This window comes from Qipengyuania zhejiangensis (genome assembly GCF_035607565.1).
GTDB lineage: Bacteria > Pseudomonadota > Alphaproteobacteria > Sphingomonadales > Sphingomonadaceae > Qipengyuania > Qipengyuania zhejiangensis.
The window spans coordinates 708,566-733,511 of sequence record NZ_JAYKGO010000003.1 but is presented as its reverse complement, the minus strand read 5'-3'; the positions used below and the strand labels follow the sequence as shown (position 1 = coordinate 733,511).

The window sequence follows — 24,946 nt, the reverse complement described above, 5'->3', positions numbered from 1 at the left end:
AATGCCCCGTTGGCTGGCGGCGGCCATCGCCGCGCTGATCATTGCCGCATCGGCGTGGAACGCGTGGGCGCTCGAGGTTCGCGACACGGCGCACACGAGCGATATCGCCCAGCGGCTGGACCGCGGGGAAAAGATCGACATGGATCTTTACCGGCAGGTCCACGCGCAGGTGGCGGCGGGCCAGGATTATTACGCCGTGGCCACCGCCGGAAACCGCGAATTCACTTTCCCGACCAAGCCGTTCGTGACGGTCCGGACGCCCGTGCTCGCGTGGACCAGTGCGCTGTGGGGTGAATGGGGGTGGCGCGTGGCCGCGGCGCTCCTGTGGAGCGCAAATATCGCGGCGTGGTTCCTTGCCCTCGGCCCGCTTGCCAGTGGGCGCGAACGCGATGCGGCCATGGTCTTGTCCGCCCTGTTCGGCGCCGTCGCCTTCATTCCCATTATCCCGTATTCGCACGAATGCCTGGCCGGGCTGTTCGTATCGCTCGCGCTGGCGCTTTCGGCCACGCGGTGGTGGGTTGCGGGCCTGGTCCTTGCGGTAATCGGGGTCGCCATACGCGAACTGGCCATGCCGTTCCTGTTCGCCTGGGCCGCCATCGCGCTGGTGGCGGGCCATCGGCGTGAACCCGCCGCGGTGTTCGCCGCGATAGCGCTGGTCGTGGCCGGCCTGTGGCTTCACGCCAACGCGGTCGATGCGGCCCGGCTTCCCGGCGACATGACTTCACCCGGCTGGAAGGGCCTGTTTGGCCCATCGCTGCCGCTCTATGGCATCCACATCACAACGCTGCTGCAAGTGCTGCCGTCGTGGCTTGCCGGACCGCTCGGCGTCCTGCCCTTGCTTGGCTGGGCCGCGCTCGGCGGCCGCCTCGGGGCGTTTGCCACGCTGTGGTTTGCTGGCTTCATTTTTGCCGTTGCCGTTTTCGCGCGGCAGGAAAACTTCTACTGGATGGGGCTGTTCGTGCCCGCATACGGTGTCGGTCTTGCCTTTGTGCCGCGCGCATTCGGCGATCTGGCCGCCTCGTTCAGGCAGACGGCTTCGGCCAGCCCCACGACCTGATCGCCACCAGCAGCACGATGACCGTGATGCCTTCGACCGCCATCGGCATCATCCATCCGGCATAGGTTCCTTCGGACGCCAGGTTGATGGCCCGACCGGTAAAGGCGATGCCGTAAAGCCCCAGAGCCGCCAGCAACACGTCGCCCCGCCTGCGCCACGCGCCCCAGCCCATCGAAAGCGCCGTGATGTAGAAGAACGCGGTCATATCGCCGCGCAAGGTCGAACTGCCGTGAACGCTGGTGACGGCCAGGCCGAAATCGGCCCCCGCAGTCGCAGGATTAACAAGAAACCCCGTTCCGATAACCAGGTTCAGTATCGCACCCAAAAGGATGATCGCGCTAAGAATTACGTGCATTGGCCCCTCCCGTTTCCCTTTTTTAAACCATAGGGCGCTACGGCCTGTGGAGCAATCGGAGAGCGCAAGGCGCTGGCCATGATGAACAGGGGGCGCTAGCAAGCGCGTAGATGAGACGATGGGAATGCATTCGCCGATCCGCGTGGAACCCCGCGCGAGTGACGAAACCAAGCGGGGCTCCGGCGTGAGCGGCCCGCGCATCCTGCTTGTCATCGGTGGCGGCATCGCCGCTTACAAGGCGTGCGAACTGGTGCGGCTTATCCGCAAGGCGGGCGGGTCGGTAACCTGCGTGCTGACCGATGGCGGGCAACAGTTCGTCACCCCGATGGCGCTGGCCGCCCTGTCGGAAAACAAGGTCTATACCTCGCTGTTCGACCTCAAGGACGAGGTCGAGATGGGGCATATCCAACTCAGCCGTGAGGCCGATCTGGTGGTTGTGTGCCCGGCCACCGCGGACCTGTTGGCCAAGATGGCCGCAGGCATCGCCGACGATCTCGCCACCACGCTGATTCTGGCGACCGACAAGCCGGTGTTGACCGTTCCGGCAATGAACGTGAAGATGTGGGAGCATTCGGCCACCCAGCGCAACGCCGACTGGCTGCGCCAGGCAGGCGTGAAGGTGCTCGATCCCGACGAAGGGCCGATGGCGTGCGGTGAATTTGGTCCGGGCCGCCTGCCCGAACCGGCCGCGATCCTTGCGGCGATTGCCAAAGAACTCGATCTCGACATCGATCTTCCCGAACTTCCCGCGCCGCCACCCGCGCAGCTTGAAGCGCCCGATGCCGCTGCCGACGACCTTGCCGCCGAAGCTCTGGAGCCGGAGGACGAAGAAGAGGTCGAGGAATACGTCAGCAAGACCGGCCGCAGCCTGAGCGGTCTTCTTTCCGCGATCATCCCCCGCAGCACCAGCCGCCGCAGCCACGAGGAAATCGAGGCCGAGCTGGAAGAACTGCCCGAAATCGACGAAGCGGACGTCGCCGAAGATGCCTTCGCCGACGAAGGCGACGCACCTGCCGAAGACGCCATTCCAGCGCCCGCACCCGGCGGACCGCTTCTGGCAAAGAAGGGCAAGGCCGCATCGGCGCCGCCGACCGATCCCGAAGCGATCAACCACGAAGTCGCCAGGCTGGATATGGCCGCGCGTCCGCAGCCTTTTGCCGAAGAAGTGCAGCGCGCCGAAGTCGCGTTCGAGGATTCGCCGCTGGCTGGCCAACCCGAATTCGATCCCGATCCCGAACATCGCCCGCTCTACGGGAAGCATGTGCTGATCACCGCCGGCCCCACGCGTGAGCCGATCGATCCGGTGCGTTACATCGCCAACCGGTCGAGCGGGAAACAGGGCTTTGCCATTGCCGCCATGGCCGCCGCCGCGGGTGCGCGTGTCACGCTGGTGACCGGCCCGGTGCATTTGCCGACCCCTCCGGGCGTCGACCGTATCGATGTCGAAACCGCCGACGACATGGCCGAAGAAGTGCGCAACGCGCTTCCGGCCGATATCGCCTTCATGGTCGCCGCTGTCGCTGACTGGAAGAGCAAGCATATCGCAGGCGAAAAAATGAAGAAGCGCGGCAGCGCGCCGCCGGCCCTGATCCTGGCCGAAAATCCCGATATCCTCGCCAGCGTTGCGGCTGGGCGCAAGCGTCCGCCGCTGCTGATCGGCTTCGCCGCCGAAACCGAAAACGTGATCGAAAACGCCAAATCCAAGCGCAAGCGCAAGGGCGTGGACTGGATCATCGCCAACAACGTATCCTTCTCCGAAGGTGAAAGCGTGATGGGCGGCGATATGAACCAGGTTCACGTGGTCACTTCGGGCGGCGTGCAAAGCCTGCCTGAAATGCCCAAGGAAGATGTAGCGCGCACGCTGGTAAAGATGGCCGCAGATGCGCTTGCCACTGTCGGAGATGACGAGGATGACTGACCCCGTCGGGGTGCGTATCAAGCGCCTTGAACATGGTCGCGATGTGGCGCTGCCGGCTTACGCAACCACCGGCGCCGCCGGGATGGATGTGGTCGCCGCCGAAGATGTTACCTTGCAGCCGGGCCAACGCCACGCGGTGGCAACCGGCCTGGCGGTGGCTATCCCCGAAGGGTATGAAATACAGGTGCGCCCGCGTTCGGGCCTCGCGCTCAAGCATGGTGTGACCGTGCCCAACACACCCGGCACGATCGACAGCGATTATCGCGGTGAACTGAAAATCATCATGATCAACCATGGCGCGGCCGATTTCGCCATCGCGCGGGGTGATCGCATCGCGCAACTGGTGCTTGCCCCGGTGACGCAGGCCGCATGGCACGAAGTCGACGATCTTGACGAAACCGCCCGCGGAACGGGCGGGTTCGGTTCAACCGGTGGGCACGATACGCTGGCCTAGTTGAAGATGCCTACGGCCAGTTCGGCCCACACCAGCAAGAACGCCATCACGATGGCGGCGCACACCAGCAGTCTGTTACGCGGGGATCGAACCAGCCGAACCGCGGCTTCGACGCCCAGGCCAACCGCTGCCAGAAGAACGCCCATGACCACGAAATCGCCCGGTCCCCAGGCCACCTCGCGGGTAAACTGCATGGCAATAGCGGGCACCAGCAGCAGCGCCAGAAGCCCCGCCCAGCCGATGATCCGCCAGTTGGGTTGTCCGGTTCTGGCCAGGTCGTTCATCATGCCCGCTCCCAAAATCTGCGCTGGGGTATCCTAGCAGCTTCGATGAAACCGAAAAGGGCGGCCCGATCCGGAGCCGCCCTTCCTTGGTTTCGGTTTGCTGTCCGATCAGTCGATCCGGCGCACCGTGGTCTTTTCCGGCGCGATCGAAATGCGCACGGTTTCGCCCGAATTGCCGGGGAAGTCGGTGAACATGGCTTCGACCAGGTTCGGGACGAGGTATTGCAGGCGATCCGAAGTCGACATGGCCTGGGCCTTGCCTTCGAACAGGCGTTCGCCGGTCGCGGCGCGGTCGATCTTCATGTCGATGCCGCTGGTGTACACGGTGTAGCTGTGCACTTCGGGTCCACCGAACCACGGATCATAGAACCCGTAACCCCAGCGGCTGCCAAACGAACGCGGGCGGTAGAAACCGAATCGCGAACTCATGCGCGAGCCATAGAAGGGGCTGCGGTAGCCGTACCACGGCGAATAGAACGGGTCGTGGAAGCCCGTGGTCTGCACGCGTTCCCGCCCGTTATCGACACCATAGTCGAAGCGAACGAGCAGGGTCGCGTTGTCGGGCGAAGCCGCTTCGGCATAGCCAAGCCGGTTCATCTGGGCTTCGACAAGATCGGCGTATTGCGCGAATTCGAGGCCACCGGCGAGCGCCGGATCGTCGGCCACGACAAAATAGCTTTCGCCCTGCGGAGCCGGTAGCTGCGTCTGGAAACGCGATACATCGGCCTTGAACGGCGTGGCGCAGGCGGCAAGGCCTGCCAGGATCATCGGAACGGAGGCGAGCTTGAGTTTACGCCCCCAACCCCTGGTAAGGTCAGTCATCTCAGTCCCTTTCGAAAATCGAACGGATGGTACACGCTTTTGCGCGACCGCGAAGCCCGCTCTTTCCCCTTGGCATGGCCTTAGCGAATGGCTGGATAACTACCGGTCTGTCGATGAACCCGGATTGAATACCCAGATTCACATATGTTGCAGTATTCGCGGGCGTTTTCAGCCGCGGACGAGGCCAAGCGCGCGGTACGCCGCGTCGAGCGTGGGGGTGCCGATTTCGCGCGCTTGCGATGCCCCGCGCGCCAGGATCGCATCGAGCGCCTCGCGGTCGGTCATCAGGTCGGTGAAGCGGGCGGAAATCGGACGCAGCGTTTCCACCAGCAATTCCCCCAGCGCCGGCTTGAAGCTGCCAAAGCCCTGTCCGCCATGATCGGCGAGCACCTGGTCGATCGAACTGTCGGACAGCGCGGAATAGATGGTGACGAGATTCAGCGCCTCGGGCCGCCCGCCAAGTCCGGCTTGCTCGGACGGCAGGGGTTCGGGATCGGTCTTGGCCTTCTTGACCTTCTTCATGATCGTATCGGCATCGTCGGCCAGGTTGATCCGGCTCATTTCCGAAGGGTCGGATTTGCTCATCTTGGCCATGCCATCGCGCAGGGACATGATCCGTGCGGCCTGCTGGGGCACGATTGCGTCGGGCAGCGTGAACACCGGCGTGCTTTCCGATGCGAAATCGTTGTTGAACTTCTGGGCAATGTCGCGCGCCAGTTCCAGATGCTGCTTCTGGTCTTCGCCAACCGGAACATGCGTGGCCTGATACAGCAGAACGTCGGCCGCCTGGAGCACGGGATAACCGAACAGCGCCACCGATTGGCCTTCGCGGTTCTTGCCTGCCTTGTCCTTCCATTGCGTCATGCGGTTGAGCCAGCCCATGCGGGCCGTGCCGCTCAGCAGCCATTGCAATTCGGCATGTGCGGGCACCTGGGCCTGGTTGAACAGCACCGAACGCTGGGGATCGATCCCGCAGGCAACCAGCGCGGCGGCCATTTCGAGCGTGCCCTTGCGCAATTCGGCGGGATCGTGCGGCATCGAAATCGCGTGAAGATCGGCCAGAAAGAACAGGCACTGGCTGCCTTGCGCCATGTCGTCCTGCATCCGCACCCAGTTGCGGATCGCCCCCAGATAGTTGCCAAGATGGAGATTGCCCGTGGGCTGGATGCCGGAAACGACGCGCATGACGGTCCTTGTGCAGTAGCGAATGAAAGGAGGCCGTGCGGTCTAGGCCGTAGCGACGATTGTCAAGCCTGCCGCTTGGTCAACCGCTCCAGCGTTTCGCGGTTCACCACGCCGAGGGCGGCGGCCAGGCTGAAATAAACCACCGCGCCCAGCGCAACCAGCGCCAGGATGGTTCCGATCCGTTCCAGCGCGTCGCCTGCGTAGAGCCCGGCACCGAATGGCATGGCGAACCACAAGGCTGCGCCCATCAACGTCGCTGCGATGATTATCCGGGCAAGCCGTCCAACGACCCGCGCGGTCATGTGGAAATAGTTCTTCCGTCTCAGAATGATGTAAAGCAAGGCGGCGTTGGTCCAGGCCGCTGCCGATCCGGCCAGCGCAAGCCCCACCACGCCCAGCCGCGGAACCAGCACGAAGTTCAGCGCCACGTTCAGGATCAGCGATGTTCCGGCGGTGAAGACCGGTGTGCGGGTATCCTTGCGGGCGAAGAAATTGGGGACCAGCACCTTGATCAGGACATAGGCGGGAAGTCCCACGACCAGCGCGCTGACGACCGCGCCCGTGTTCATGGCATCGGCCAGGGTAAACGCCCCGCCGGTGTAAAAGGCCTGGGTGAAGGCGCTGCCTGTCACGAACAGGGCGATTGCGGCAGGGACGGTCAGCAGCATGGACAATTCGATGGCGTTCGACTGCAGGCGCTGGGCCGCATCGCTGTCATCGGTCGCGATGTGGCGCGACAGCGAAGGCAGGATGGCCGTGCCGAGCGCGATCCCGATGATGCCGAGTGGCAACTGGTTCAGCCGGTCGGCGTAGGCAAGGAAACTGTATGCCCCGTCGGGCAGGGTCGAGATGAAGAACAGGTCGATGAACCGGCTGATCTGATAGACACCGGCACCGAACACGGCGGGCAGGATCAGCAGGCCCAGTTCCTTGACTCCCGATGTCACGCGCGGGCGGCGCAGTTTCATCCGGAACCCGGCGCGATGGGCGAACCACCACAGCCACAGCAGTTGCAGGAGGCCGGAAATCGTCACGGCGATCGACAGGTAGAAACCGGTCATGCGTCGCGCATCGATGCCTTCGCCAAGCGACATCCCCAGGATCAGCGCGGCGATCATGCAGATGTTCAGCAGGATCGGCGCAGCGGCGGCCGCGGCGAAGCGGCTGAGGGAATTGAGCACTGCGGCAAACAGCGTCGCAAGGCTCATGAAAGCCAGATACGGGAACGCCACCCGCGCCATCAGCACGGCCAGATCCATCAGGCTGGGGTCGGATTCGATCCCTTCGTTGGCAAACAGGCCCGCGATCCATGGCATCGCGATCAGCGCCAGCGCGCCGAACACGATCAGGACCGGGATCAGGAACGCCAGGACTTCTTCGGCAAACCGGCGCGCTTCGCCGATGTCGTCATCCTGTCCGGCAATGCGGCGGTTGAACAGCGGAACGAAGGCGCTGGCGAAGGCCCCTTCGGCGAACAGGCGGCGAAATATGTTCGGCAGCTGGAAGGCCAGCTGCCAGGCATCGGCCACGCCGCCCGCGCCAAGCACGCGGGCGAGCAACATGTCGCGCACGAAGCCGAAGACGCGGCTGACCATGGTCAGCCCGCCGATCGTTCCGACGTTCTTGAGCAGGCTCATTGCCGCTCCCCGCTCACGCGGTCAGGCTCAGGCCTCGCCGGCTGGCGCGTTTTCGCCCTGCTGCTGGGCGCGGTTGGCCAGCTGCTGCTGATAAAGCGAACCGAAGTCGATCGGGTCGAGCATCAGCGGGGCAAAGCCGGCTTCGCGCGTGGCATCGGCCACGACGCTGCGGGCGAACGGGAACAGCAGGCGCGGCGCTTCGGCGAACAGGAACGCGTGGGCGTGTTCGTCGGGCAGATTGCGAAGGCCGATCAGGCCGCAATAGGTCAGTTCGACCAGGTACAGATTGCCCTGGCTGGTGGTGGCCGTTGCGGTGACCTTGAGGCTGACTTCGTGCACGTCATCGCCAGCCTGTTCGGCCCCGATGTTGAACTGCACGTCGAGCTTGGGCTGTTCGCCCCACTGGAAGGATGCCGGTGCGTTGGGGTTCTCGACCGAAAGGTCTTTCACATACTGGGTGATGATCCCGACCTGCGGCTGATTGTCGGCGCCATTGGCACCAGCTGCGGGATCCATGTTCAGGTTGGTGAGAACGTCGCCTTCGTCGGCCATGATGTGTGTTTCCAATCCAGTTGAAAAGGTGCCCCGCCCCCGACCATGTGGCCGCGGCAGGCAATTGCAGCGCGCGCCTAGCACTTGCCGGCGGGGCAGGCAATCCGCGCCGAACGGGTGTTATTTCGTGCCCTCCCGGTCGCGGAAGGGAACATTGCCGGTTTGTATTTCGTACCTATCTAGGGCAAACAAAGCACACGCGCGTCATCAGGACGCTCACGATGCACGCGCCCGGACAGGAACCAGTTACGTGATTACCGAAATCGTCATCCTTGCCATGATCGCCGCCTTTCTGGGGCTGCGCCTGTATTCCGTGCTTGGCCGCCGGTCGGAACACGAGGAAGAGGTGGTCCCGCACCGCTTCGAACGCGGCGAAGTGCCGCCTCAGGTCTCCGGCGAAGGCGAACAGCGCCCCATGGTCCAGCCGACAGCGCTGCGCGCGACCGACAACCGCGTGCCTGCCAACGAAGCTGGCGTGCGCGCCATTGCCGCGGCCGATCCACGTTTCGATCTGCTGTCCTTTCTCGAAGGCGCCAAGGGTGCGTATGGCATGATCCTCGAAGCGTTCTGGAAGGGCGACCGCGAGACGCTGCGCGAACTGACCGATGACGATGTCTACGAAGGCTTTGCCAGCGCCATCGACGCGCGCGAGGAAGCCGGTGAAACGCTCGACAATCGCCTGATCCGTATCGAGGACGCGACCATCCGGTCCGCTGATCTGGACGGGCGCACCGCGCGCATCGCGGTGCTGTTCGTGGCTGATATCGCCGCCATCACGCGCGACAAGGACGGCAATGTTGTCGCCGGATCGCTCGACGATGCCATCGAAAGCCGCGACGTGTGGACTTTCAGCCGCAACGTTAGCGCGTCTTCGCCCGACTGGGTTCTCGACGAAACCGACGAAGGCTGATCGCCTTTCATCTGTCACGGGGGGGTAGGATGCGCGGCTGGCTGGTCCTTGCGGCATTTGCGCTGCTTTCGGCTTGTGTCCGTGTCGTGCCATCGGCGGTCCCGCCGCCGCCGACAGGTGCCGCTGCGCCCGTCCCCATAGTCACCAACGCCGCCCTTGCGGGGCTTGTTCGCGGCCCCGATATCGGCGGGCTGGGCATTGCCCCTGCCGACGCTCGCACAGCGCTGTCAGCTTTCGTGGAATCCTGCCCCAGGCTTTTGCGCCGTACCGATGCCAGCGGTTTGACGCTGGCCGAGGATTGGCGGCCCGCCTGCGACGCGGCGGCCAACTGGCCTGCAGGCGATGCAGGGCGTTTCTTCACGACGTATTTCGAATCCGTCCGGGTCGGAGACGGCGCTGCGTTCGCCACCGGATATTACGAGCCGGAGATCAGCGGCAGCCGTACCCGTGCGCCGGGTTACGACGTGCCGGTCTACAAGATGCCGCCCGAACTGGTCCGCGCCTGGCCTGACGACATGCCCGAAAGCGAACGCACCGGGCGCGCACCGCTGGGCCGCTACGATGCATCGGGGGCGTTTGTGCCGTATTACGAACGTGCGGAGATCGAACAGGGCGCGCTGGCCAACCGCGGGCTCGAAATTGCCTGGGCGGCCGATCCGGTCGAATTCTTCTTCCTGCAAATCCAGGGATCGGGCCTGCTGCGCCAGCCTGACGGAACGTTGATGCGGATCGGCTATGCCGGTCAGAACGGTCGCGAATACGTGGGCATCGGCGGGGTCATGCGCGAGCGTGGCCTTCTGGGCGATGGCCCCGGCCAGTACGCCGGTTCGATGCAGGGGATCATGCAATACATCCGCGAAAACCCCGAAGCGGGCGCGGATCTGATGCGCCTCAACAAGAGCTGGATATTCTTTCGCGAATTGACGACCGACGGGCCGCTGGGCGCGCTCGAAGTGCCGGTGCGGCGCGAATCGTCGGTGGCCGTCGATCCGAATTTCGTGCCGCTCGGCGCGCCCGTGTTTCTCGATCTCGACCGCAACGAAGCGGACGGGCTGTGGATTGCGCAGGATACCGGCGGCGCGATCAAGGGTGCCAACCGTTTCGATACCTTCTGGGGCAATGGCACCGATGCGCGAACCATCGCCGGCGGGATGAGCGGGCGGGGACAGGCCTTGCTGCTGCTGCCGCGTGGTACCATCGCACGCCTGCAATCACGATGAGCGCGCCGCGCGGCCTGACGTCGGAAGAAGCCGCGGTGTGGGACAAGCTGGCCGCCACGGTCACTCCCCTGCATCCTGCGCGCATCGCCAAGCCTGCTGTCGTAGTGCCTCCCGCACCGCCTGCGCCGCCCAAGCCTGTTCGGGCAAGTGCCGCACGCCCTGTTCGCCAGGTCCCGCGCACCCCTCCGCCGCCGCGCCCCCAGACCCCCGGCCTCGATTCGCATTGGGACAGACGCCTCAAGACCGGCGTGATCCAGCCGGACTTCACTTTGGACCTTCACGGGCATGGGCTCGACGCTGCCTACCAGCGGTTGATGAGCGGCGTTGCTCAGGCGCGCGCCATGGATGCGCGCACGATCCTTCTGGTCACGGGCAAACCAAGGCCTGTCGACCCGGCGGACAGGGGCGAAAAGCGCGGGGCAATCCGCGCCAAGGTGCTGGACTGGCTGGCGGCGTCCAGCCACCATTCGGCCATCGCTGCGGTGCGCCGCGCGCACCAGCGCCACGGCGGCGATGGCGCGCTCTACATCGTGCTCAGGCGCGGGCGCTGACCAGACGCCGAACGCCCAGCAGCGCGGCACCCATCGCAACGAAGAATAGCGCAAGTCCAACGATGTTGATCGCAAGCTGCGACCAGCCGAGAGCTGGCTGGTCGAGGAAGAAATAGGGATAGAACCCGCTGCTGGCGCCGTAGATCAGGGCGAACACCGTGTACGCTATCGGTGCCGGCGTCACGATCGTCAGCGACTTCCACAGGAACGCGTCGGCGCGGTAGAACGCGATCCACCAGGCGATTGTCGCGGCGGGAACCAGCGTGTGAAAGGCCAGGTTCGTCCACCAGTCCAGACCGACAGGATGATGATCGGGTGACAGCAGCGCGTGATACACCAGCGCGACCACGGACAGGGCCGTCGCCAGGGCGAAAACGGCACGCCCGGGCGCACGGCCACCCAGTGCAACCCAGCCCAGCATCAACCCGGCCGTCAGATTGCTCCAGATCGTGAAATACCGCAGCAGCAACCCGAACGCGGCAAGCGGCGAGCCATCCTGTTCGAGATTGATGGTGGTCTGCACCGCGAGAGAAACGAACACGAGGACCGCGATGACGCCGGCCAGGGCGCGTTCGAGCGAAAAAGGGGGTCGCGCGGGTTCCACCGATTCGGTTTAGCCCCGAACGCGAATCGCGCAACTGCCGGAGACAAAAAAGCCCCCGGCCTGGTGCCGGGGGCTCTCGGTGGACGACCAGCCGGGCCGTCTATCCTATCAATTGTTATACTTTGCGTAGGAAATGTCAAAGCGATCTGCGTCCATGACCTTTTTCCATGCCTTGACGAAATCGCTCACGAATTTCTCTTCGTTGCCGTTCTCGGCATAGACTTCCGCCACGGCGCGCAATTGCGAATTTGCGCCGAAAACCAGGTCGGTGCGTGTGGCCCGCCATTTCTCGTCGCCCTTGAGACGGCAACGGCCCACGAATTCCTCGTCACCGCTCTCGTCGACCACCTGCCAGGCCGTACCCATGTGCAGCAGGTTGGTGAAGAAGTCGTTGGACAGAACACCGGGCTTGTCGGTCAGCACGCCGTGGCCGGTGTTCCCGGTCACCGCGCCCAGAACGCGCAATCCGCCGACCAGCGCCGTCATTTCCGGCATGGACAGGCCGAGCAAATTCGCCTTGTCGATCAGCATGTCTTCCGTCTTCACCGATGCCTTGGTCTTCAGGTAGTTGCGGAACCCGTCGGCAAACGGCTCCAGCGGCTCCCAGCTTTCGGCATCGAAGTGTTCGGGCAAGGCATCGCCGCGGCCGGTGGTGACATCGACGTTGACGTTGAAACCGCCGTCCCTGGCCGCCTTCTCGATTGCCGCAGCCCCGCCCAGCACGATGGCGTCGGCCATCGACAGGTCGCCGCGAAGTTCGTCCAGCTTGGCCAGGACCTTGCCCAGTTCGGCCGGATCGTTGGCCTTCCAGTTCTTCAGTTCATCGAAGCGGATGTGCGCGCCGTTGGCGCCGCCGCGATGATCCGAATTGCGGTATGTCGAAGCCGAAGCCCAGGCTGCCTTCACCAGTTCCGACACGGTCAGGCCGCTGGCCAGGACTTTCGCTTTGAAGTCGTTGACGGCGGTCGTCGTCGGGGCGGTGCCCGCAGGGATCGGATCCTGCCAGATCAAGTTTTCGGCGGGAACTTCAGGTCCCATGTAACGGACCTTGGGCCCCATGTCTCGGTGGCACAGCTTGAACCATGCGCGGGCAAAGGCATCGTCGAGGGCGGCCTGATCGTCGCGGAACCGTTCGGAAATCTTGCGATATTCCGGGTCACGCTTCAGCGCCATGTCGGCGGTGGTCATCATCGTCGGGACCTTCTTGGACGGGTCGCGCGCATCGGGGGCCATGTCCTCGGGGTCCGGGTTGATCGGCTGCCACTGGTTGGCGCCGGCAGGGCTTTGCACCAGTTCGTAATCGTATTTGAACAGCAGCCGGAAATAGTCGCCCCCCCACTGGGTGGGGTTCGGCGTCCATGCGCCTTCGATGCCCGATGTGGTGATGTGACCTTTGCCGATTTCGTCCGCATCGGTCAGCCAGCCAAAGCCCATCGTCTGCAGGTTTTCGCCTTCCGGGGCCTTGCCGAACGTATCGGAAGGCTTGGCACCGTGCGCCTTGCCGAAGGCGTGGCCGCCAGCGGTAAGCGCCACGGTTTCCTCGTCGTTCATGGCCATACGTGCGAAGGTTTCGCGCATATCGCGGGCCATGCCTGCATCGTCGTGCGGATTGCCGCCCGGTCCTTCGGGGTTGACGTAGATCAGGCCCATCTGGATCGCCGCGAGCGGGTTTTCCAACGCCTTGCCTTCATCGGGAAGGATGCGCGTTTCGGCGCCCGTATCCACCCATTGTTCTTCGGTGCCCCAATAGACGGTTTCGGGATCGAACACGTCGGCGCGGCCGCCGCCAAAGCCGAACACCGGCCCACCCATCGATTCGATCGCGACATTGCCGGTGAGGATGAACAGGTCGGCCCAGCTGATGTGCTTGCCGTACTTCTGCTTGATCGGCCACAGCAGGCGGCGCGCCTTGTCGAGATTGCCGTTATCCGGCCAGCTGTTGAGCGGCGCGAACCGCTGTTGTCCGCTGCCCGCACCGCCGCGCCCGTCGCCGGTGCGATAGGTGCCCGCCGCGTGCCACGCCATGCGGATGAAGAACGGGCCGTAATGCCCGTAATCGGCCGGCCACCATTCCTGGCTGTCGGTCATGAGTGCGAGGAGATCGGCCTTGAGAGCGCTGTAGTCGAGTGCGTTGAACGCTTCGCGATAGTCGAAATCCTCGCCCATCGGGTCGGCGCTGCGGCCACCCTGAGTCAGGATTTCAAGCTGGAGGGAATCGGGCCACCAGTCGCGGTTGGTCCGGCCAAGCAATCCGCGTGTGCCGCCATTGCCGTGGAAGGGGCAGCCGCTCATTTCACCTGTTTTTGCGTCCATGATGTCTCTCTCCTCTGGTGGGAATCGGGATTTATTCCGAATTACCCGGGGAAGATGACGGTTCGCCGCTTATTCGTCCAATCGATTAATCGGTTTTAATTGATTGGCAGAAGCGATTGCAAAAAGTGGCGGGGCGTCAATACGCAAAACGCCGCCATCCATGGGGATAGCGGCGCTTTGTCGAGCGGTGGCGGACGCGTCAGGCTGCCTGGGCGATATCCTCCACCGGTTCGGTGCGGATCAGGTAATCGAAGGCTGAAAGGCCCGCCTTCGAGCCTTCGCCCATGGCGACGACGATCTGCTTGTAAGGCACGTCGGTGACATCGCCCGCGCCGAAGATGCCGGGCAGGTTCGTGCGCCCTTCCGCGTCGGTCGTGATTTCGCCGAACTTCGTCAGCTCGAGGCCGCTGGCCTGCAACCATTCGGTGTTCGGCACGAGCCCGATCTGGACGAACACGCCCTCCAGTTCGATGCGGCGTTCTTCTGCGGTTGCGCGGTCCTTGGCGACAAGGCCGTTCACCCGGCCCGCACTGCCGGTAATCTCGGTCGTCTGGGCGTTGGTGAGGATTTCGACATTGGTCAGGCTGCGCAGCTTGGCCTGGAGCACTTCGTCGGCGCGCAGGGCCGTGTCGTATTCGATCAGGGTGACGTGACCGACGATCTTGGCAAGATCGATCGCCGCCTCGACGCCCGAATTGCCGCCGCCGATCACGGCGATGCGCTTGCCCTTGAACAATGGCCCGTCGCAGTGGGGGCAATAGGCCACGCCCTTGTTGCGGTATTCCGCTTCGCCCGGAACGCCGAGATTGCGCCAGCGTGCGCCCGTCGCCAGGATCAGGCTGCGGGCCTTGAGGCGCGCGCCATTGCCCAGTTCGACCGTGTGCAGGCCGCCCTCCCGCGTTGCCGGAACCAGTTTTACGGCCTTGGCCAGGTTCATCAGGTCGATGTCGTATTCGCCGACATGGCGTTCCAGTTCGCCAGCCAGTTTCGGCCCTTCGGTGTACGCGGTGCCGGGCAGGTTTTCGATGCCCAGCGTATCGTGCAGCTGCCCGCCAAAGCGTTCCGCCGCAATACCGGTGCGGAAGCCCTTGCGTGCGGTGTAGATCGCGGTGGCCGCGCCTGCGGGCCCGCCGCCGACGACGAGTACTTCGAACGGGTCTTTTGCGGCCAGCTTTTCGGCGGTTCGCGCTTCGACGCCGGTGTCGAGGCGACCGAGGATTTCGGCCAGTTCCATCTTGCCGTTGTAGAAGGACGAGCCGTTGAGGAACGTGGCCGGCACCGCCATGATCTCGCGTGCGTCGACCTCGTCCTGGAACGTGCCGCCTTCGATCAGGGTCGCGGTGATGCGCGGATTTTCCAGCGCCATCAGCACCAGCGCCTGCACCACGTCGGGGCAATTATGGCAGCTGAGCGAGAAATACATCTCGAAATTGAAATCGCCTTCCAGCGCGCGGACCTGTTCGATCAGGTCGGCATCCACCTTGGGCGGGTGGCCGCCGGCCCACAGGAGGGCCAGCACCAGCGAGGTGAATTCGTGCCCCATCGGAAGGCCGGCAAAACGCACCCACTTTTCCGCGTCGCTCGCGCGGCGGATGACAAAGCTGGGCTTGCGCTCGTCGGTGCCATCGAAGGTGGCCGAAACCATCGGGTGCAAAGCGGAAATTTCATCCAGCAATTCACGGGTCTGGCGCGATTTTTCGCCTTCGCCGAGCGTGGCGACAAGTTCGACCGGTTCGCGCAGATTGGCGAGATAGGTCTTGAGCTGCTGCTTCATCGTGTCGTCGAGCATGGGCGCACTCCGGGTGTCGGGTGAGATGGTGTCATGGGAATGTGGGGGATGGAAAAGGCCCGGAGCGGGGGGGGGAGGAATGCTCCGGGCCTTCCAGCGACCCGAGATATTCTCGGGCGGTTGTGCGGATGGCTATACGCCATCCGATGTGAACACAGGCTTTAGATCTTGCCGACGAGGTCGAGCGAGGGAGCCAGCGTTTCGTTGCCTTCTTCCCACGCGGCCGGGCAGACCTGGCCGGGGTTGGCGCGAACATACTGGGCGGCCTTGATCTTGCGGGCCAGTTCGTTGGCGTTGCGGCCCACGCCTTCGCAGGTCTGTTCCATGATCTGGATCACGCCATCGGGGTCGACCACGAAGGTGGCACGATCGGCAAGGCCGACGCCTTCACGCAGCACGTCGAAATTGGTTGCCAGCTGGTGGTTCTGGTCACCCAGGAACGGGAAGGTCAGCTTGCCGATCTTGTCGCTGGTGTCGTGCCATGCCTTGTGGCTGAAGTGCGTGTCGGTCGACACGCCGTAGACTTCCACGTCCATCTTCTGGAGCATGGCGTACTGTTCGCCGAGGTCTTCGAGTTCGGTCGGGCAGACGAAGGTGAAGTCGGCCGGGTAGAAGAAGAACACGGCCCACTTGCCGCGCACGTCTTCGTCGGTGACTTGGAAGAAGTCCTTGCCGGCCTGAAATGCGGTGGCGTTGAACGGTTTGATCTGGCTTCCGATGATACCCATGATTTTGATTCTCCGTGTGTTCGGGATGGAACTGTCGGAACCCAGATAGGGCGTGTTGCGATGCACAAAAGCGATTTTGTGCGATTGCGAACATCGGAATTTTCAATCAATGCCGTGGAACTTTTGCAAAGCGCAACGCAGCGCGCGTTTCATTGCATTTTTTGCATCCGCCTGACTCACAGGGGTTTTGGGTAATGGCCGTTTATGGGTGGAAAGCGGACATTCGCGGGATCGCATGATCGTGGTCGGCTAGTTTTAGAAGCAGACCCGTGCCGGACAGATCAGGCAGGAAAATGAATTCCGCACAGTTTGTTGCCGTCTGGATCACGAAAATAGGCCAGTTCGATGGTGCCCATGGAAGCAGTTTCGCGCGGTCCGGGCGGAGCTTCGATCGAAGTTCCGCCAGCGGCAACGGCGGTATCGTGAAGCTGCTTCACCTGCTCGGGCGAGTCGCAGGAAAAGGCGACTGTGCTGCCGTTGGCGACGCTTGCCGGTTCGTCGTTGATCGGCTGGCTGACGATGAAGTTGGTTCCGTTGCCATTATTGTAGATCAGACGGGTATGGCCGCTGTCGGCGATGTTCCGCGTCCCTTCCCCTGCACCCAAGGTGCCGAGCACCGTGTCGTAGAAGCGCTTGGATCGCTCAATGTCGTTCGATCCGACCATGGTGTGAAAAAGCACGCATACTCTCCTGAAGGCTGATCGACTTCCGATCGCCATTAACGGCCTCACCTAACAGGCACGTAACTCGCAGTCACCCCTGGCCCTCGGATGTTCGCAATCGGGTCGTTAGCTGCCAGTCCGCTATCCGCACTGCGCCCGGTGCAGCAGTTTGTGATCCGCCAGCACCAGCGCCATCATCGCTTCAACCACCGGCGTGCCGCGGATGCCCACGCAGGGGTCGTGGCGGCCCTTGGTACGGACTTCGGTCGCCTTGCCTTCACGGTCCACGCTGGCGACGGGGGTGAGGATCGAACTGGTCGGCTTGAAGGCGACGCGGCACACCACCGGCTGGCCGGTCGAGATGCCGCCTGCAACGCCCCCTGCATGGTTGGCGGCAAAGTCTGGGCCATTCTCGCCGGGTGACATTGCATCGGCGTTCTGTTCGCCGGTGAGGCGCGCTGCGTCGAAGCCGTCGCCGATCTCGACGCCCTTGACCGCATTGATGCTCATCATGCCAGCCGCAAGGTCGCCATCGAGTTTGGCATAGATCGGTGCGCCCCATCCGGCGGGCACGCCCTCTGCAACGCATTCGACCACCGCGCCGAGCGATGACCCCGCCTTGCGCGCCTTGTCGACCAGTTTCTCCCAGCGCTTTGCCGCCGCCGCATCGGGGCACCAGAACGGGTTGCGGCCAATCTCGTCCGCATCGAAATTGGCCGGGTCGATCCGGTCTCCGCCGATTTCGCTCACATAGGCGAGGATGGTGACCTCCGGGATGACCTTGCGGGCGACCGCACCCGCCGCCACGCGCATCGCGGTTTCGCGCGCGCTGCTGCGGCCGCCGCCGCGATAATCGCGAAAGCCGTACTTCGCGTCATAGGCATAGTCGGCATGGCCGGGGCGATAGGAGTTGGCGATCTCGGAATAATCCTTCGATCGCTGGTCGGTGTTTTCGATCAGCAGCGACAGCGACGTGCCCGTCGTCCTGCCTTCGAACACACCCGACAGGATGCGCACGATGTCGGCTTCCTGGCGCTGCGTGGTGAACTTGTTCTGTCCGGGCTTGCGCGCGTCGAGGAAGGGCTGGATGTCGTCTTCGGACAGGGCCAGGCCGGGCGGGCACCCGTCGACCACCGCGCCGATCGCGGGGCCGTGGCTTTCGCCCCATGTGGTGAAGCGCAACACGCGTCCGAATGTATTCCAGCTCATGGGTGCGCTTCATGCCCGCAATTGTGGGCGCAAGTCCATTGCCGCTGGACCAAATCCTTCTTGTAGCCCAAGAACAAACCATGATTGCGAAGCTGAAGGGCCTGCTGGACGAGACCGGTGCCGACTGGGCGGTGATCGACGTCGCGGGCGTTGGCTATCTCGTCCATTGTTCCACCAAAACCCTCTCGGCGCTGGGCGAGGTGGGGGAGGCCTGCACGGTCTATACCGACCTCCAGGTTTCGGAAAACGACATGCGGCTGCTTGGCTTTGCCGAAAGCGCGGAACGCGACTGGTTCCGTCTGCTCACGCAGGTGCAGGGCGTGGGTAGCAAGGTCGGGCTGGCCATCCTTTCCGCACTGTCGACGGGCGAAGTGCAGCAGGCCTGTGCCAATGGCGATGCTGCGATGGTGGCACGCGCCAATGGCGTTGGCCCGAAGCTGGCGGGCCGGATCGTCAACGAATTGAAGGACAAAGCTGGCGCGCTTGCCGGCGGCGGCGTGGCGGGGGCCGGCGCAGCGCCTGCGCCTGCCGGCGCTGGTGCCGACGCGGTCAGCGCGCTCGAAAACCTGGGATTCAAGCCTGCGGTTGCCGCGCGCGCGGTGGCGCTGGCGCAAGCCGAACTTGGCGAAGGCGCGGCGGAAGGCCAGCTGATCCGCGTTGCCCTGAAGAAAGCGGCAGGATGAGGAGAACGACTATGCGGTTTGCCCTGATCGTAGCGGCGGTGATGCTGTCCGCACCAGCAACGGCCCAGGACATGAGCGTGTTCAAGCCCGGACCGGTGTTCGCCGGTTTCGGCCCGCACGCGCCTGTCGAAGGGATCGGCACGGTGCCGGGCGATACGGAATTCTCGATCGCCTTCGACGTGGCGAGTGCCGCGGATGATGGCACGCGCAACCGCGGTTTCGAAAGCGCGGCGCGCTTCATCAACATGCATGTCGCCCACGGTGTGCCCGAAGAAAATATCCGCATCGCGGTGGTGATCCACGGCAAGGCGGTGAACGATCTGCTTTCGGCTGACGGGCGTGCGGCGCATGATCTGGGCGAAAACGGCTCTGCCGCCATGGTCCGCGAAATGCTGGACCGCGGCGTGCGCTTCATCGTCTGCGGCCAGAGCGCGGCGGCCTATGGGGTCACGCAGGGGCAGATGATACCGGGCGTCGAAATGGCGCTGTCGGCCATGACCGCGCACGCGCTGCTGCAACAGCGCGGCTACACGGTGAACCCGTTTTGAGTGAACCTGTCCCCCTTCACACGCCGGACCGCCAGCCGGAAGACCCGGATGCGGCGCTGCGGCCGAAATCGCTCTCCGAATTCGTCGGGCAGAAGGCGGCGCGCGAAAATCTGCGCGTCTTCATCGAGGCGGCGAAAGGCCGGGGCGAGGCGATGGACCACGTGCTGTTCTTCGGCCCGCCGGGTCTTGGCAAGACCACGCTGGCGCAGATTGTCGCGCGCGAACTGGGTGTGGGTTTCCGCGCCACCAGCGGACCGGTTATCGGCAAGGCGGGCGATCTGGCGGCGTTGCTGACCAATCTCGAACCCAACGACGTGCTGTTCATCGACGAGATTCACCGCCTCAATCCCGTGGTCGAGGAAGTGCTTTATCCGGCGATGGAGGACCGCGCGCTCGATATCATGATCGGGGAAGGCCCTTCGGCGCGCAGCGTGCGGATCGACCTGCCACCCTTCACCCTTGTCGGCGCCACCACGCGTCAGGGGCTGCTGACCACACCCTTGCGCGATCGGTTCGGCATCCCTGTCAGGCTGAATTTCTACACCGAGGATGAATTGCTGCGCGTGGTCACGCGGGGCGCCGGCCTGCTCAGCATGGGCATCGACGATGGCGGTGCGCGTGAAATCGCCCGCCGTTCGCGTGGTACGCCGCGCGTGGCGGGGCGGCTTATGCGCCGTGTGCGCGATTTCGCGCATGTCGCGGGCGATGGCACGGTGACCGCGAAGGTGGCGGACGATGCGCTCACCCGGCTGGAGGTCGATGCCCTCGGCCTCGATGCGATGGACCGCCGCTACCTCACCATGATCGCGACCACCTACAAGGGCGGGCCGGTTGGTGTCGAAACGCTGGCTGCGGGCCTTTCCGAACCGCGCGACACGGTGGAAGAAGTGATCGAGCCTTATCTCATCCAACTCGGCCTGATCGCCCGCACGGCGCGTGGACGCTGCATCAACGACGGCGGCTGGGCGCATCTTGGCATGTCTGCGCCGGCCAACGCTGCATCCGGCCCGCAGAGCGACATGTTCGATGAAGACGGTTAGGGGCCGGGTAACGCGTGCCTGAAAAGCGGTCCCGAAACGGGACGGGACCGCCTCGACGCTCGCATTTCCGCGAAAAATTTACTTTCTGGCCCGATGTGAGATGAATAGGACTGCGTTAACCCACTGGATTGGGGGAAACGCAGTCCGGATTACGGATCGCGGCGGAGCGGGGGAGGGCCTTCGTTTCCCGATCACGAGAGGAAGTCGAAGCAATGTCGGTTAAATCAGCCCTTGCGAAACTGTCGGCCACCGCTGCGGGCGGTGCCCTGCTTGCCGGCGGCGCGGTCCACGTGGCGGAAAAGCCGATCACCGACGCCCCCCAGTACAAGACCGCACAGGTCAAGTATGTGAAACAGCCCAAACCGGTGAAGCGCATCCCGCGCCGACCGGTGCCCGCCGAACGCATCATACCCCCGCGTCCGGTGGAATGCATTCCGGCCGAATCGCCGGAAGCTGCCTACAATCCCGACAACATCTGTCCGCCGATCTATCGTGAAGCGATGATCCCCGTCCCGATCCCGCCGCTTCCGCAGGAACGGCCGATTTCCGGTGGTGGCGGCACATCGACGTCCTTCCCCGGCGGTTATGGCGGCGGATTTGGCGGCGGCTTCGGTGGCGGCTTCTTCGGTGGATTCTTTACCGGATCGGGCGGCGGGGGCGGCAGCGTGATCGTCAATTCGACGACGACCACCGGCGGCGAACTTCCCGATATTGTCGTTTCGACCTCTACATCGACCTCCAGCGGCGGCGTTTCGACCACGACCGGCGGCAGCTCCACCTCGACATCCACCGGCGGCAGTTCCACGTCGACCTCGACCGGCGGCATCACCTCGACAACCAGCACCGGCGAAGTGTCGACCAGCACGGGCGGCGTTTCCACATCGACCGGATCGGTCAGCAGCAGTACGGGCGAAGTCAGCAGCACGACGACCTCGTCGACTTCGGGCGATGTCTCGTCGTCTTCGTCGACGTCGAGCAGCAGCAGCACCTCCTCGTCAACCAGCGGCGACGTTTCGACCAGCACGTCGACGTCGGGCAATGTGACCACGAGCACAAGCACATCGACCAGCAGCTCGAGCTCGAGCAGCTCTTCCACGTCCTCTTCTTCCGGCGCGACGAGCACCACGGGCGGAGACCCGCCGAGCAGCAGCGGGACCGATGTTCCGGCGCCCCCGATGATGGCGCTGTTCGGCCTGGCATCGCTGGCGATCCTTGGCCGGCGCAAACTTCGCGTGAAGCGCGGCAGCTAGCTTCGGTTTGCCGTGACGGACAAAAAAGGGCGGCCTCGCGGGGCCGCCCTTTTTCTATCCGACGATGCAGGCCATGGTTCAGCGCTGAACGGGAAGATCCATGGCTTCCCAACCGACAATCCCGCCTTCGAGATGAACCACGGTTCCGCCATTCGCTGCGGCAAGCTGTTCGGCCGCGATTCCCGATCGGCGATCCGACCGGCAATAGAGGACGCGCTGCGCCCCCTCGGTATCCGGCAGGCTAGCAGGGTCGAACCCGTCGAGCGGGACGTTGATGGCGCCCGCCAGATGGCCCTCGGCAAATTCTTCCGGCGTCCGCACGTCGATCAACTGGATCGGTTCGCCCGCATCGATGCGTGTGGCGAGCGCGCCGGCTTCGATGGTGAGCACGCCCGCTTGCGAAGGCGCAGCCATATCATCGCCCGCAGGAGTCGCCCCGGCCGAGCAGGCGGCGAGCAAGCCCGCCGCCATGCCGGCAAGGACGATCCGTCCCGTCACGAAGCCAGCTTGCGCAGAACGTAATGGAGGATGCCGCCGTTGCGGTAATATTCCATTTCGTTGGCGGTATCGATCCGGCACAGCGCGTTGAAGCTGAAGGTCGAACCGTCTTCGCGGACCACTTCGACTTCGAGGTCCTGGCCCGGCGTCAGGCCGGCAAGGCCCTTGATGCTGAAGCTGTCGGTCGACGTAAGGCCCAGTGTTTCGCGCGTGTCGCCGCCCTTGAACTGGAGCGGAAGTACACCCATCCCGACGAGGTTCGAGCGGTGGATACGTTCGAAGCTTTCCACGATCACCGCGCGCACACCGAGCAGGATCGTGCCCTTGGCCGCCCAATCGCGGCTCGACCCGGTGCCGTATTCCTTGCCGGCAACCACAACCAGCGGCGTGCCATCGGCCTTGTGCTTCATGGCGGCATCGTAAATCGCCATCTGTTCGCCGTTATAGGTGGTGTAACCGCCTTCGACGCCCGGGACCATTTCGTTCTTGATGCGGATGTTGGCGAAGGTGCCGCGCATCATCACTTCGTGGTTGCCGCGGCGGCTGCCGTAGCTGTTGAAGTCCTGCTTCGAGACCTGGTGGCTGTTGAGGTACGAACCGGCGGGGCTGTCTTCCTTGATCGAACCGGCGGGCGAGATGTGGTCGGTGGTGACCGAATCGCCCAGGATCGCCAGCGGCTTGGCATCGTTGATGTCGGTGACCGGCGCCGGGGTCATGCTCATGCCTTCGAAATAAGGTGGGCTGGCGACGTATGTGCTGGTCGGATTCCAGCGATAGGTGTCCGATGCCTCCACCTTGATCGCCTGCCAATGCTCGTCGCCCTTGTAGACGTCGGCATAGCGGGTGACGAACATGTCGCGGTCGATGTTGGCTGCGCGATGTTCGCGCACTTCATCGTTGCTTGGCCAGATATCGGCCAGCATGACGTCGTTGCCGTCCTGGTCCTGGCCGATCGGGGTTTCGGTGATGTCCTTCGTCACCGTGCCGAGCAGCGCATAGGCGACCACGAGCGGCGGGCTGGCAAGGAAGTTGGCGCGCACGTCGGGGCTGACGCGGCCTTCGAAATTGCGATTGCCCGACAGGACCGACGCGGCGACGATATCGTTGGCGTTGATCGCTTTCGAAATCGGCGGGGCGAGCGGGCCGGAATTGCCGATGCAGGTGGTGCAGCCATAGCCGACAAGATCGAAACCGAGTGCGTCGAGATCGGTCTGGAGGCCCGACTTGACCAGGTAGTCGGTGACGACCTGCGATCCGGGCGCGAGGCTGGTCTTGACCCACGGCTTGGGCTTGAGCCCCTTGGCGTTGGCTTTCTTGGCCACGAGGCCCGCGGCGATCAGCACGTCGGGGTTCGAGGTGTTGGTGCAGCTGGTAATGGCGGCGATCACCACGTCACCGTCGCCGATGTCGTGATCCTTGCCGTCGACATCGACGCGGGCGGGTGCGTCCTTCTTGTAGATCGACTTGAGGTCGCCGTTGAACAGTTCGTCCACTTCGGGCAGCGCCACACGGTCCTGCGGGCGCTTGGGCCCGGCGAGGCTGGGCACGACCTTGGATACGTCGAGCGAAAGGGTCTTGGTGAAGACCGGTTCGTTCTCGGGCGTGAACCACATGCCCTGTTCTTTCGAATAGGCTTCGACCAGCGCGATCGTTTCTTCGTCGCGGCCGGTGAGGCGCATGTATTCCAGGGTCTTGTCGTCGATGCCGAAGAAGCCGCAGGTCGCACCGTATTCGGGTGCCATGTTGGCGATGGTTGCGCGGTCGGCCAGGGTCAGATTGGCGACGCCTTCGCCGTAGAATTCCACGAACCGGCCGACCACGCCGACTTCGCGAAGCATTTGCACGCAGGTCAGCACCAGGTCGGTGGCGGTAACACCTTCGGCCATCGCGCCGGTCAGCTTGAAGCCGACGACTTCGGGAATCAGCATCGAGACCGGCTGGCCCAGCATTGCAGCTTCCGCTTCGATGCCGCCAACGCCCCAGCCCAGCACGCCAAGTCCGTTGATCATGGTGGTGTGGCTGTCGGTGCCGACGCAGGTATCGGGATAGGCCACCATCTGGCCATCTTCACCGGGCGTCGACCACACGCCCTTGCCGATATATTCCAGGTTTACCTGGTGGCAGATACCGGTGCCCGGAGGCACGGCGGAGAAGTTCTGGAAGCTCTTGGAGCCCCATTTCAGGAAGTCGTAGCGTTCCGCATTGCGGGCATATTCCAGCTCGACGTTCTTCTCGAACGCCTTGGGGTGACCGAATTCGTCGACCATCACCGAGTGGTCGATCACCAGGTTCACGGGAACCTGCGGGTTGATCTTGGCGGTATCGCCGCCGAGCTTGCTGATCGCATCGCGCATCGCGGCAAGGTCGACCACGCAGGGAACGCCGGTGAAATCCTGGAGCAGGACGCGCGCAGGGCGGTACTGGATTTCCTTGCCGGTCGCGGGGTTCTTCTGCCAGTCGGCAAGCGCCTGTGCGTCTTCGACACCGACGGTAAATCCGCCATCCTCGAAGCGGAGCATATTCTCCAGCAGGACCTTGAGGCTGAACGGCAGTTTCGACACATCGCCGATCTGCTCGGCCGCCTTGGCGAAGGAATAATAGGCGTATTCCTTGTTTCCAACCTTGAGGGTGGAGCGGGTTCCGAGCGTGTCCTTGCCGACCTGGGTCATGCGTTATG

At 63.9% G+C, this 24,946-nt stretch carries 24 protein-coding genes; 9 read left to right on the top strand and 15 right to left on the bottom strand.

The genetic code is table 11. The features are described from left to right. The first annotated feature begins 1 nt into the window (after window position 1). Complete coding sequence (locus VR863_RS11280) at window positions 2–1,057, top strand: hypothetical protein (protein ID WP_324828567.1); 1,056 nt, start codon at window positions 2–4, stop codon at window positions 1,055–1,057. On the opposite strand, the gene VR863_RS11275 is transcribed toward VR863_RS11280, so the two are convergent. Next, window positions 1,023–1,412, bottom strand: coding sequence for a hypothetical protein (locus VR863_RS11275; protein WP_324828566.1), 390 nt, complete (start codon window positions 1,410–1,412; stop codon window positions 1,023–1,025). The genes VR863_RS11280 and VR863_RS11275 overlap by 35 nt on opposite strands. Before the next feature lie 124 nt (window positions 1,413–1,536). Here VR863_RS11275 and VR863_RS11270 point away from each other — a divergent pair, with 124 nt between their 5' ends. Next, entirely contained in the window at window positions 1,537–3,330 is a 1,794-nt protein-coding gene (locus VR863_RS11270) for a bifunctional phosphopantothenoylcysteine decarboxylase/phosphopantothenate synthase (protein ID WP_324828565.1), read from the top strand. After that, on the top strand, window positions 3,323–3,784 hold the full coding sequence (gene dut, locus VR863_RS11265) for a dUTP diphosphatase (RefSeq protein WP_324828564.1): 462 nt from the start codon (window positions 3,323–3,325) through the stop codon (window positions 3,782–3,784). The genes VR863_RS11270 and dut overlap by 8 nt, the downstream gene beginning before the upstream one ends. Here dut and VR863_RS11260 read toward each other — a convergent pair. From VR863_RS11260 to secB, 5 genes are all read right to left on the bottom strand, one after another. Next, entirely contained in the window at window positions 3,781–4,071 is a 291-nt protein-coding gene (locus VR863_RS11260) for a hypothetical protein (protein WP_324828563.1), read from the bottom strand. The genes dut and VR863_RS11260 overlap by 4 nt on opposite strands. Window positions 4,072–4,176: 105 nt before the next feature. Further along, window positions 4,177–4,890: a DUF4136 domain-containing protein gene (locus VR863_RS11255; RefSeq protein ID WP_324828562.1), complete on the bottom strand. Its 714-nt coding sequence runs from the start codon at window positions 4,888–4,890 to the stop codon at window positions 4,177–4,179. 168 nt (window positions 4,891–5,058) lie between these two features. Beyond that, window positions 5,059–6,075, bottom strand: coding sequence for a tryptophan--tRNA ligase (gene trpS / locus VR863_RS11250; RefSeq protein WP_324828561.1), 1,017 nt, complete (start codon window positions 6,073–6,075; stop codon window positions 5,059–5,061). 62 nt (window positions 6,076–6,137) lie between these two features. Continuing rightward, the gene (murJ, locus tag VR863_RS11245; protein WP_324828560.1) at window positions 6,138–7,712 is read right to left on the bottom strand and encodes a murein biosynthesis integral membrane protein MurJ; all 1,575 of its coding nucleotides are present in this window, start codon (window positions 7,710–7,712) and stop codon (window positions 6,138–6,140) included. Window positions 7,713–7,739: 27 nt separating this feature from the next. Continuing rightward, a complete protein-coding gene (secB, locus tag VR863_RS11240) occupies window positions 7,740–8,264 on the bottom strand; it encodes a protein-export chaperone SecB (RefSeq protein ID WP_324828559.1) in 525 nt (174 codons plus the stop codon). A 250-nt stretch (window positions 8,265–8,514) separates the two neighbouring features. Between secB and VR863_RS11235 the strand changes: the two genes are divergently transcribed. From VR863_RS11235 to VR863_RS11225, 3 genes are read left to right on the top strand one after another with little or no spacing between them, the layout of a single operon-like run. Next, window positions 8,515–9,174 carry a Tim44/TimA family putative adaptor protein gene (locus VR863_RS11235; RefSeq protein ID WP_324828558.1) on the top strand — a complete coding sequence of 220 codons (660 nt, stop codon included), beginning with the start codon at window positions 8,515–8,517 and terminating at the stop codon, window positions 9,172–9,174. 29 nt (window positions 9,175–9,203) lie between these two features. Then, window positions 9,204–10,394: a murein transglycosylase A gene (gene mltA / locus VR863_RS11230; RefSeq protein ID WP_324828557.1), complete on the top strand. Its 1,191-nt coding sequence runs from the start codon at window positions 9,204–9,206 to the stop codon at window positions 10,392–10,394. Then, window positions 10,391–10,945 (top strand): Smr/MutS family protein, encoded by a 555-nt coding sequence (locus VR863_RS11225; protein WP_324828556.1) that lies wholly within the window; start codon window positions 10,391–10,393, stop codon window positions 10,943–10,945. The genes mltA and VR863_RS11225 overlap by 4 nt, the downstream gene beginning before the upstream one ends. On the opposite strand, the gene VR863_RS11220 is transcribed toward VR863_RS11225, so the two are convergent. From VR863_RS11220 to aroC, 6 genes are all read right to left on the bottom strand, one after another. Beyond that, window positions 10,929–11,549 (bottom strand): Pr6Pr family membrane protein, encoded by a 621-nt coding sequence (locus VR863_RS11220; protein WP_324828555.1) that lies wholly within the window; start codon window positions 11,547–11,549, stop codon window positions 10,929–10,931. The genes VR863_RS11225 and VR863_RS11220 overlap by 17 nt on opposite strands. A 108-nt stretch (window positions 11,550–11,657) precedes the next feature. Further along, a complete protein-coding gene (gene katG, locus VR863_RS11215; RefSeq protein WP_324828554.1) occupies window positions 11,658–13,862 on the bottom strand; it encodes a catalase/peroxidase HPI in 2,205 nt (734 codons plus the stop codon). Between the two features lie 199 nt (window positions 13,863–14,061). Then, window positions 14,062–15,651 (bottom strand): alkyl hydroperoxide reductase subunit F, encoded by a 1,590-nt coding sequence (gene ahpF, locus VR863_RS11210; RefSeq protein ID WP_324828553.1) that lies wholly within the window; start codon window positions 15,649–15,651, stop codon window positions 14,062–14,064. Between the two features lie 161 nt (window positions 15,652–15,812). Then, window positions 15,813–16,379: an alkyl hydroperoxide reductase subunit C gene (ahpC, locus tag VR863_RS11205; protein ID WP_324828552.1), complete on the bottom strand. Its 567-nt coding sequence runs from the start codon at window positions 16,377–16,379 to the stop codon at window positions 15,813–15,815. A gap of 281 nt (window positions 16,380–16,660) precedes the next feature. Beyond that, window positions 16,661–17,059 (bottom strand): VOC family protein, encoded by a 399-nt coding sequence (locus VR863_RS11200; RefSeq protein WP_056422467.1) that lies wholly within the window; start codon window positions 17,057–17,059, stop codon window positions 16,661–16,663. Window positions 17,060–17,182: 123 nt separating this feature from the next. Beyond that, a complete protein-coding gene (aroC, locus tag VR863_RS11195; RefSeq protein ID WP_324828551.1) occupies window positions 17,183–18,250 on the bottom strand; it encodes a chorismate synthase in 1,068 nt (355 codons plus the stop codon). An 80-nt stretch (window positions 18,251–18,330) separates the two neighbouring features. Between aroC and ruvA the strand changes: the two genes are divergently transcribed. Genes ruvA through ruvB form a run of 3 tightly spaced genes read left to right on the top strand, consistent with a single transcriptional unit; the run spans window position 18,331 to window position 20,521 of the window. Then, window positions 18,331–18,933 (top strand): Holliday junction branch migration protein RuvA, encoded by a 603-nt coding sequence (gene ruvA, locus VR863_RS11190; RefSeq protein WP_324828550.1) that lies wholly within the window; start codon window positions 18,331–18,333, stop codon window positions 18,931–18,933. An 11-nt stretch (window positions 18,934–18,944) separates the two neighbouring features. Further along, the gene (locus VR863_RS11185) at window positions 18,945–19,481 is read left to right on the top strand and encodes a DsrE family protein (protein WP_324828549.1); all 537 of its coding nucleotides are present in this window, start codon (window positions 18,945–18,947) and stop codon (window positions 19,479–19,481) included. Beyond that, a complete protein-coding gene (gene ruvB, locus VR863_RS11180) occupies window positions 19,478–20,521 on the top strand; it encodes a Holliday junction branch migration DNA helicase RuvB (protein ID WP_324828548.1) in 1,044 nt (347 codons plus the stop codon). The genes VR863_RS11185 and ruvB overlap by 4 nt, the downstream gene beginning before the upstream one ends. Before the next feature lie 583 nt (window positions 20,522–21,104). Here the strand turns inward: ruvB and VR863_RS11175 are convergent. The 3 genes from VR863_RS11175 to acnA all read right to left on the bottom strand — a co-directional run bounded on the left by VR863_RS11175 (window position 21,105) and on the right by acnA (window position 24,938). After that, on the bottom strand, window positions 21,105–21,746 hold the full coding sequence (locus VR863_RS11175; protein WP_324828547.1) for a hypothetical protein: 642 nt from the start codon (window positions 21,744–21,746) through the stop codon (window positions 21,105–21,107). 103 nt (window positions 21,747–21,849) lie between these two features. Beyond that, entirely contained in the window at window positions 21,850–22,269 is a 420-nt protein-coding gene (locus tag VR863_RS11170; RefSeq protein ID WP_324828546.1) for a rhodanese-like domain-containing protein, read from the bottom strand. Further along, a complete protein-coding gene (gene acnA, locus VR863_RS11165) occupies window positions 22,266–24,938 on the bottom strand; it encodes an aconitate hydratase AcnA (protein WP_324828545.1) in 2,673 nt (890 codons plus the stop codon). The genes VR863_RS11170 and acnA overlap by 4 nt, the downstream gene beginning before the upstream one ends. Between the last annotated feature and the right edge of the window lie 8 nt (window positions 24,939–24,946).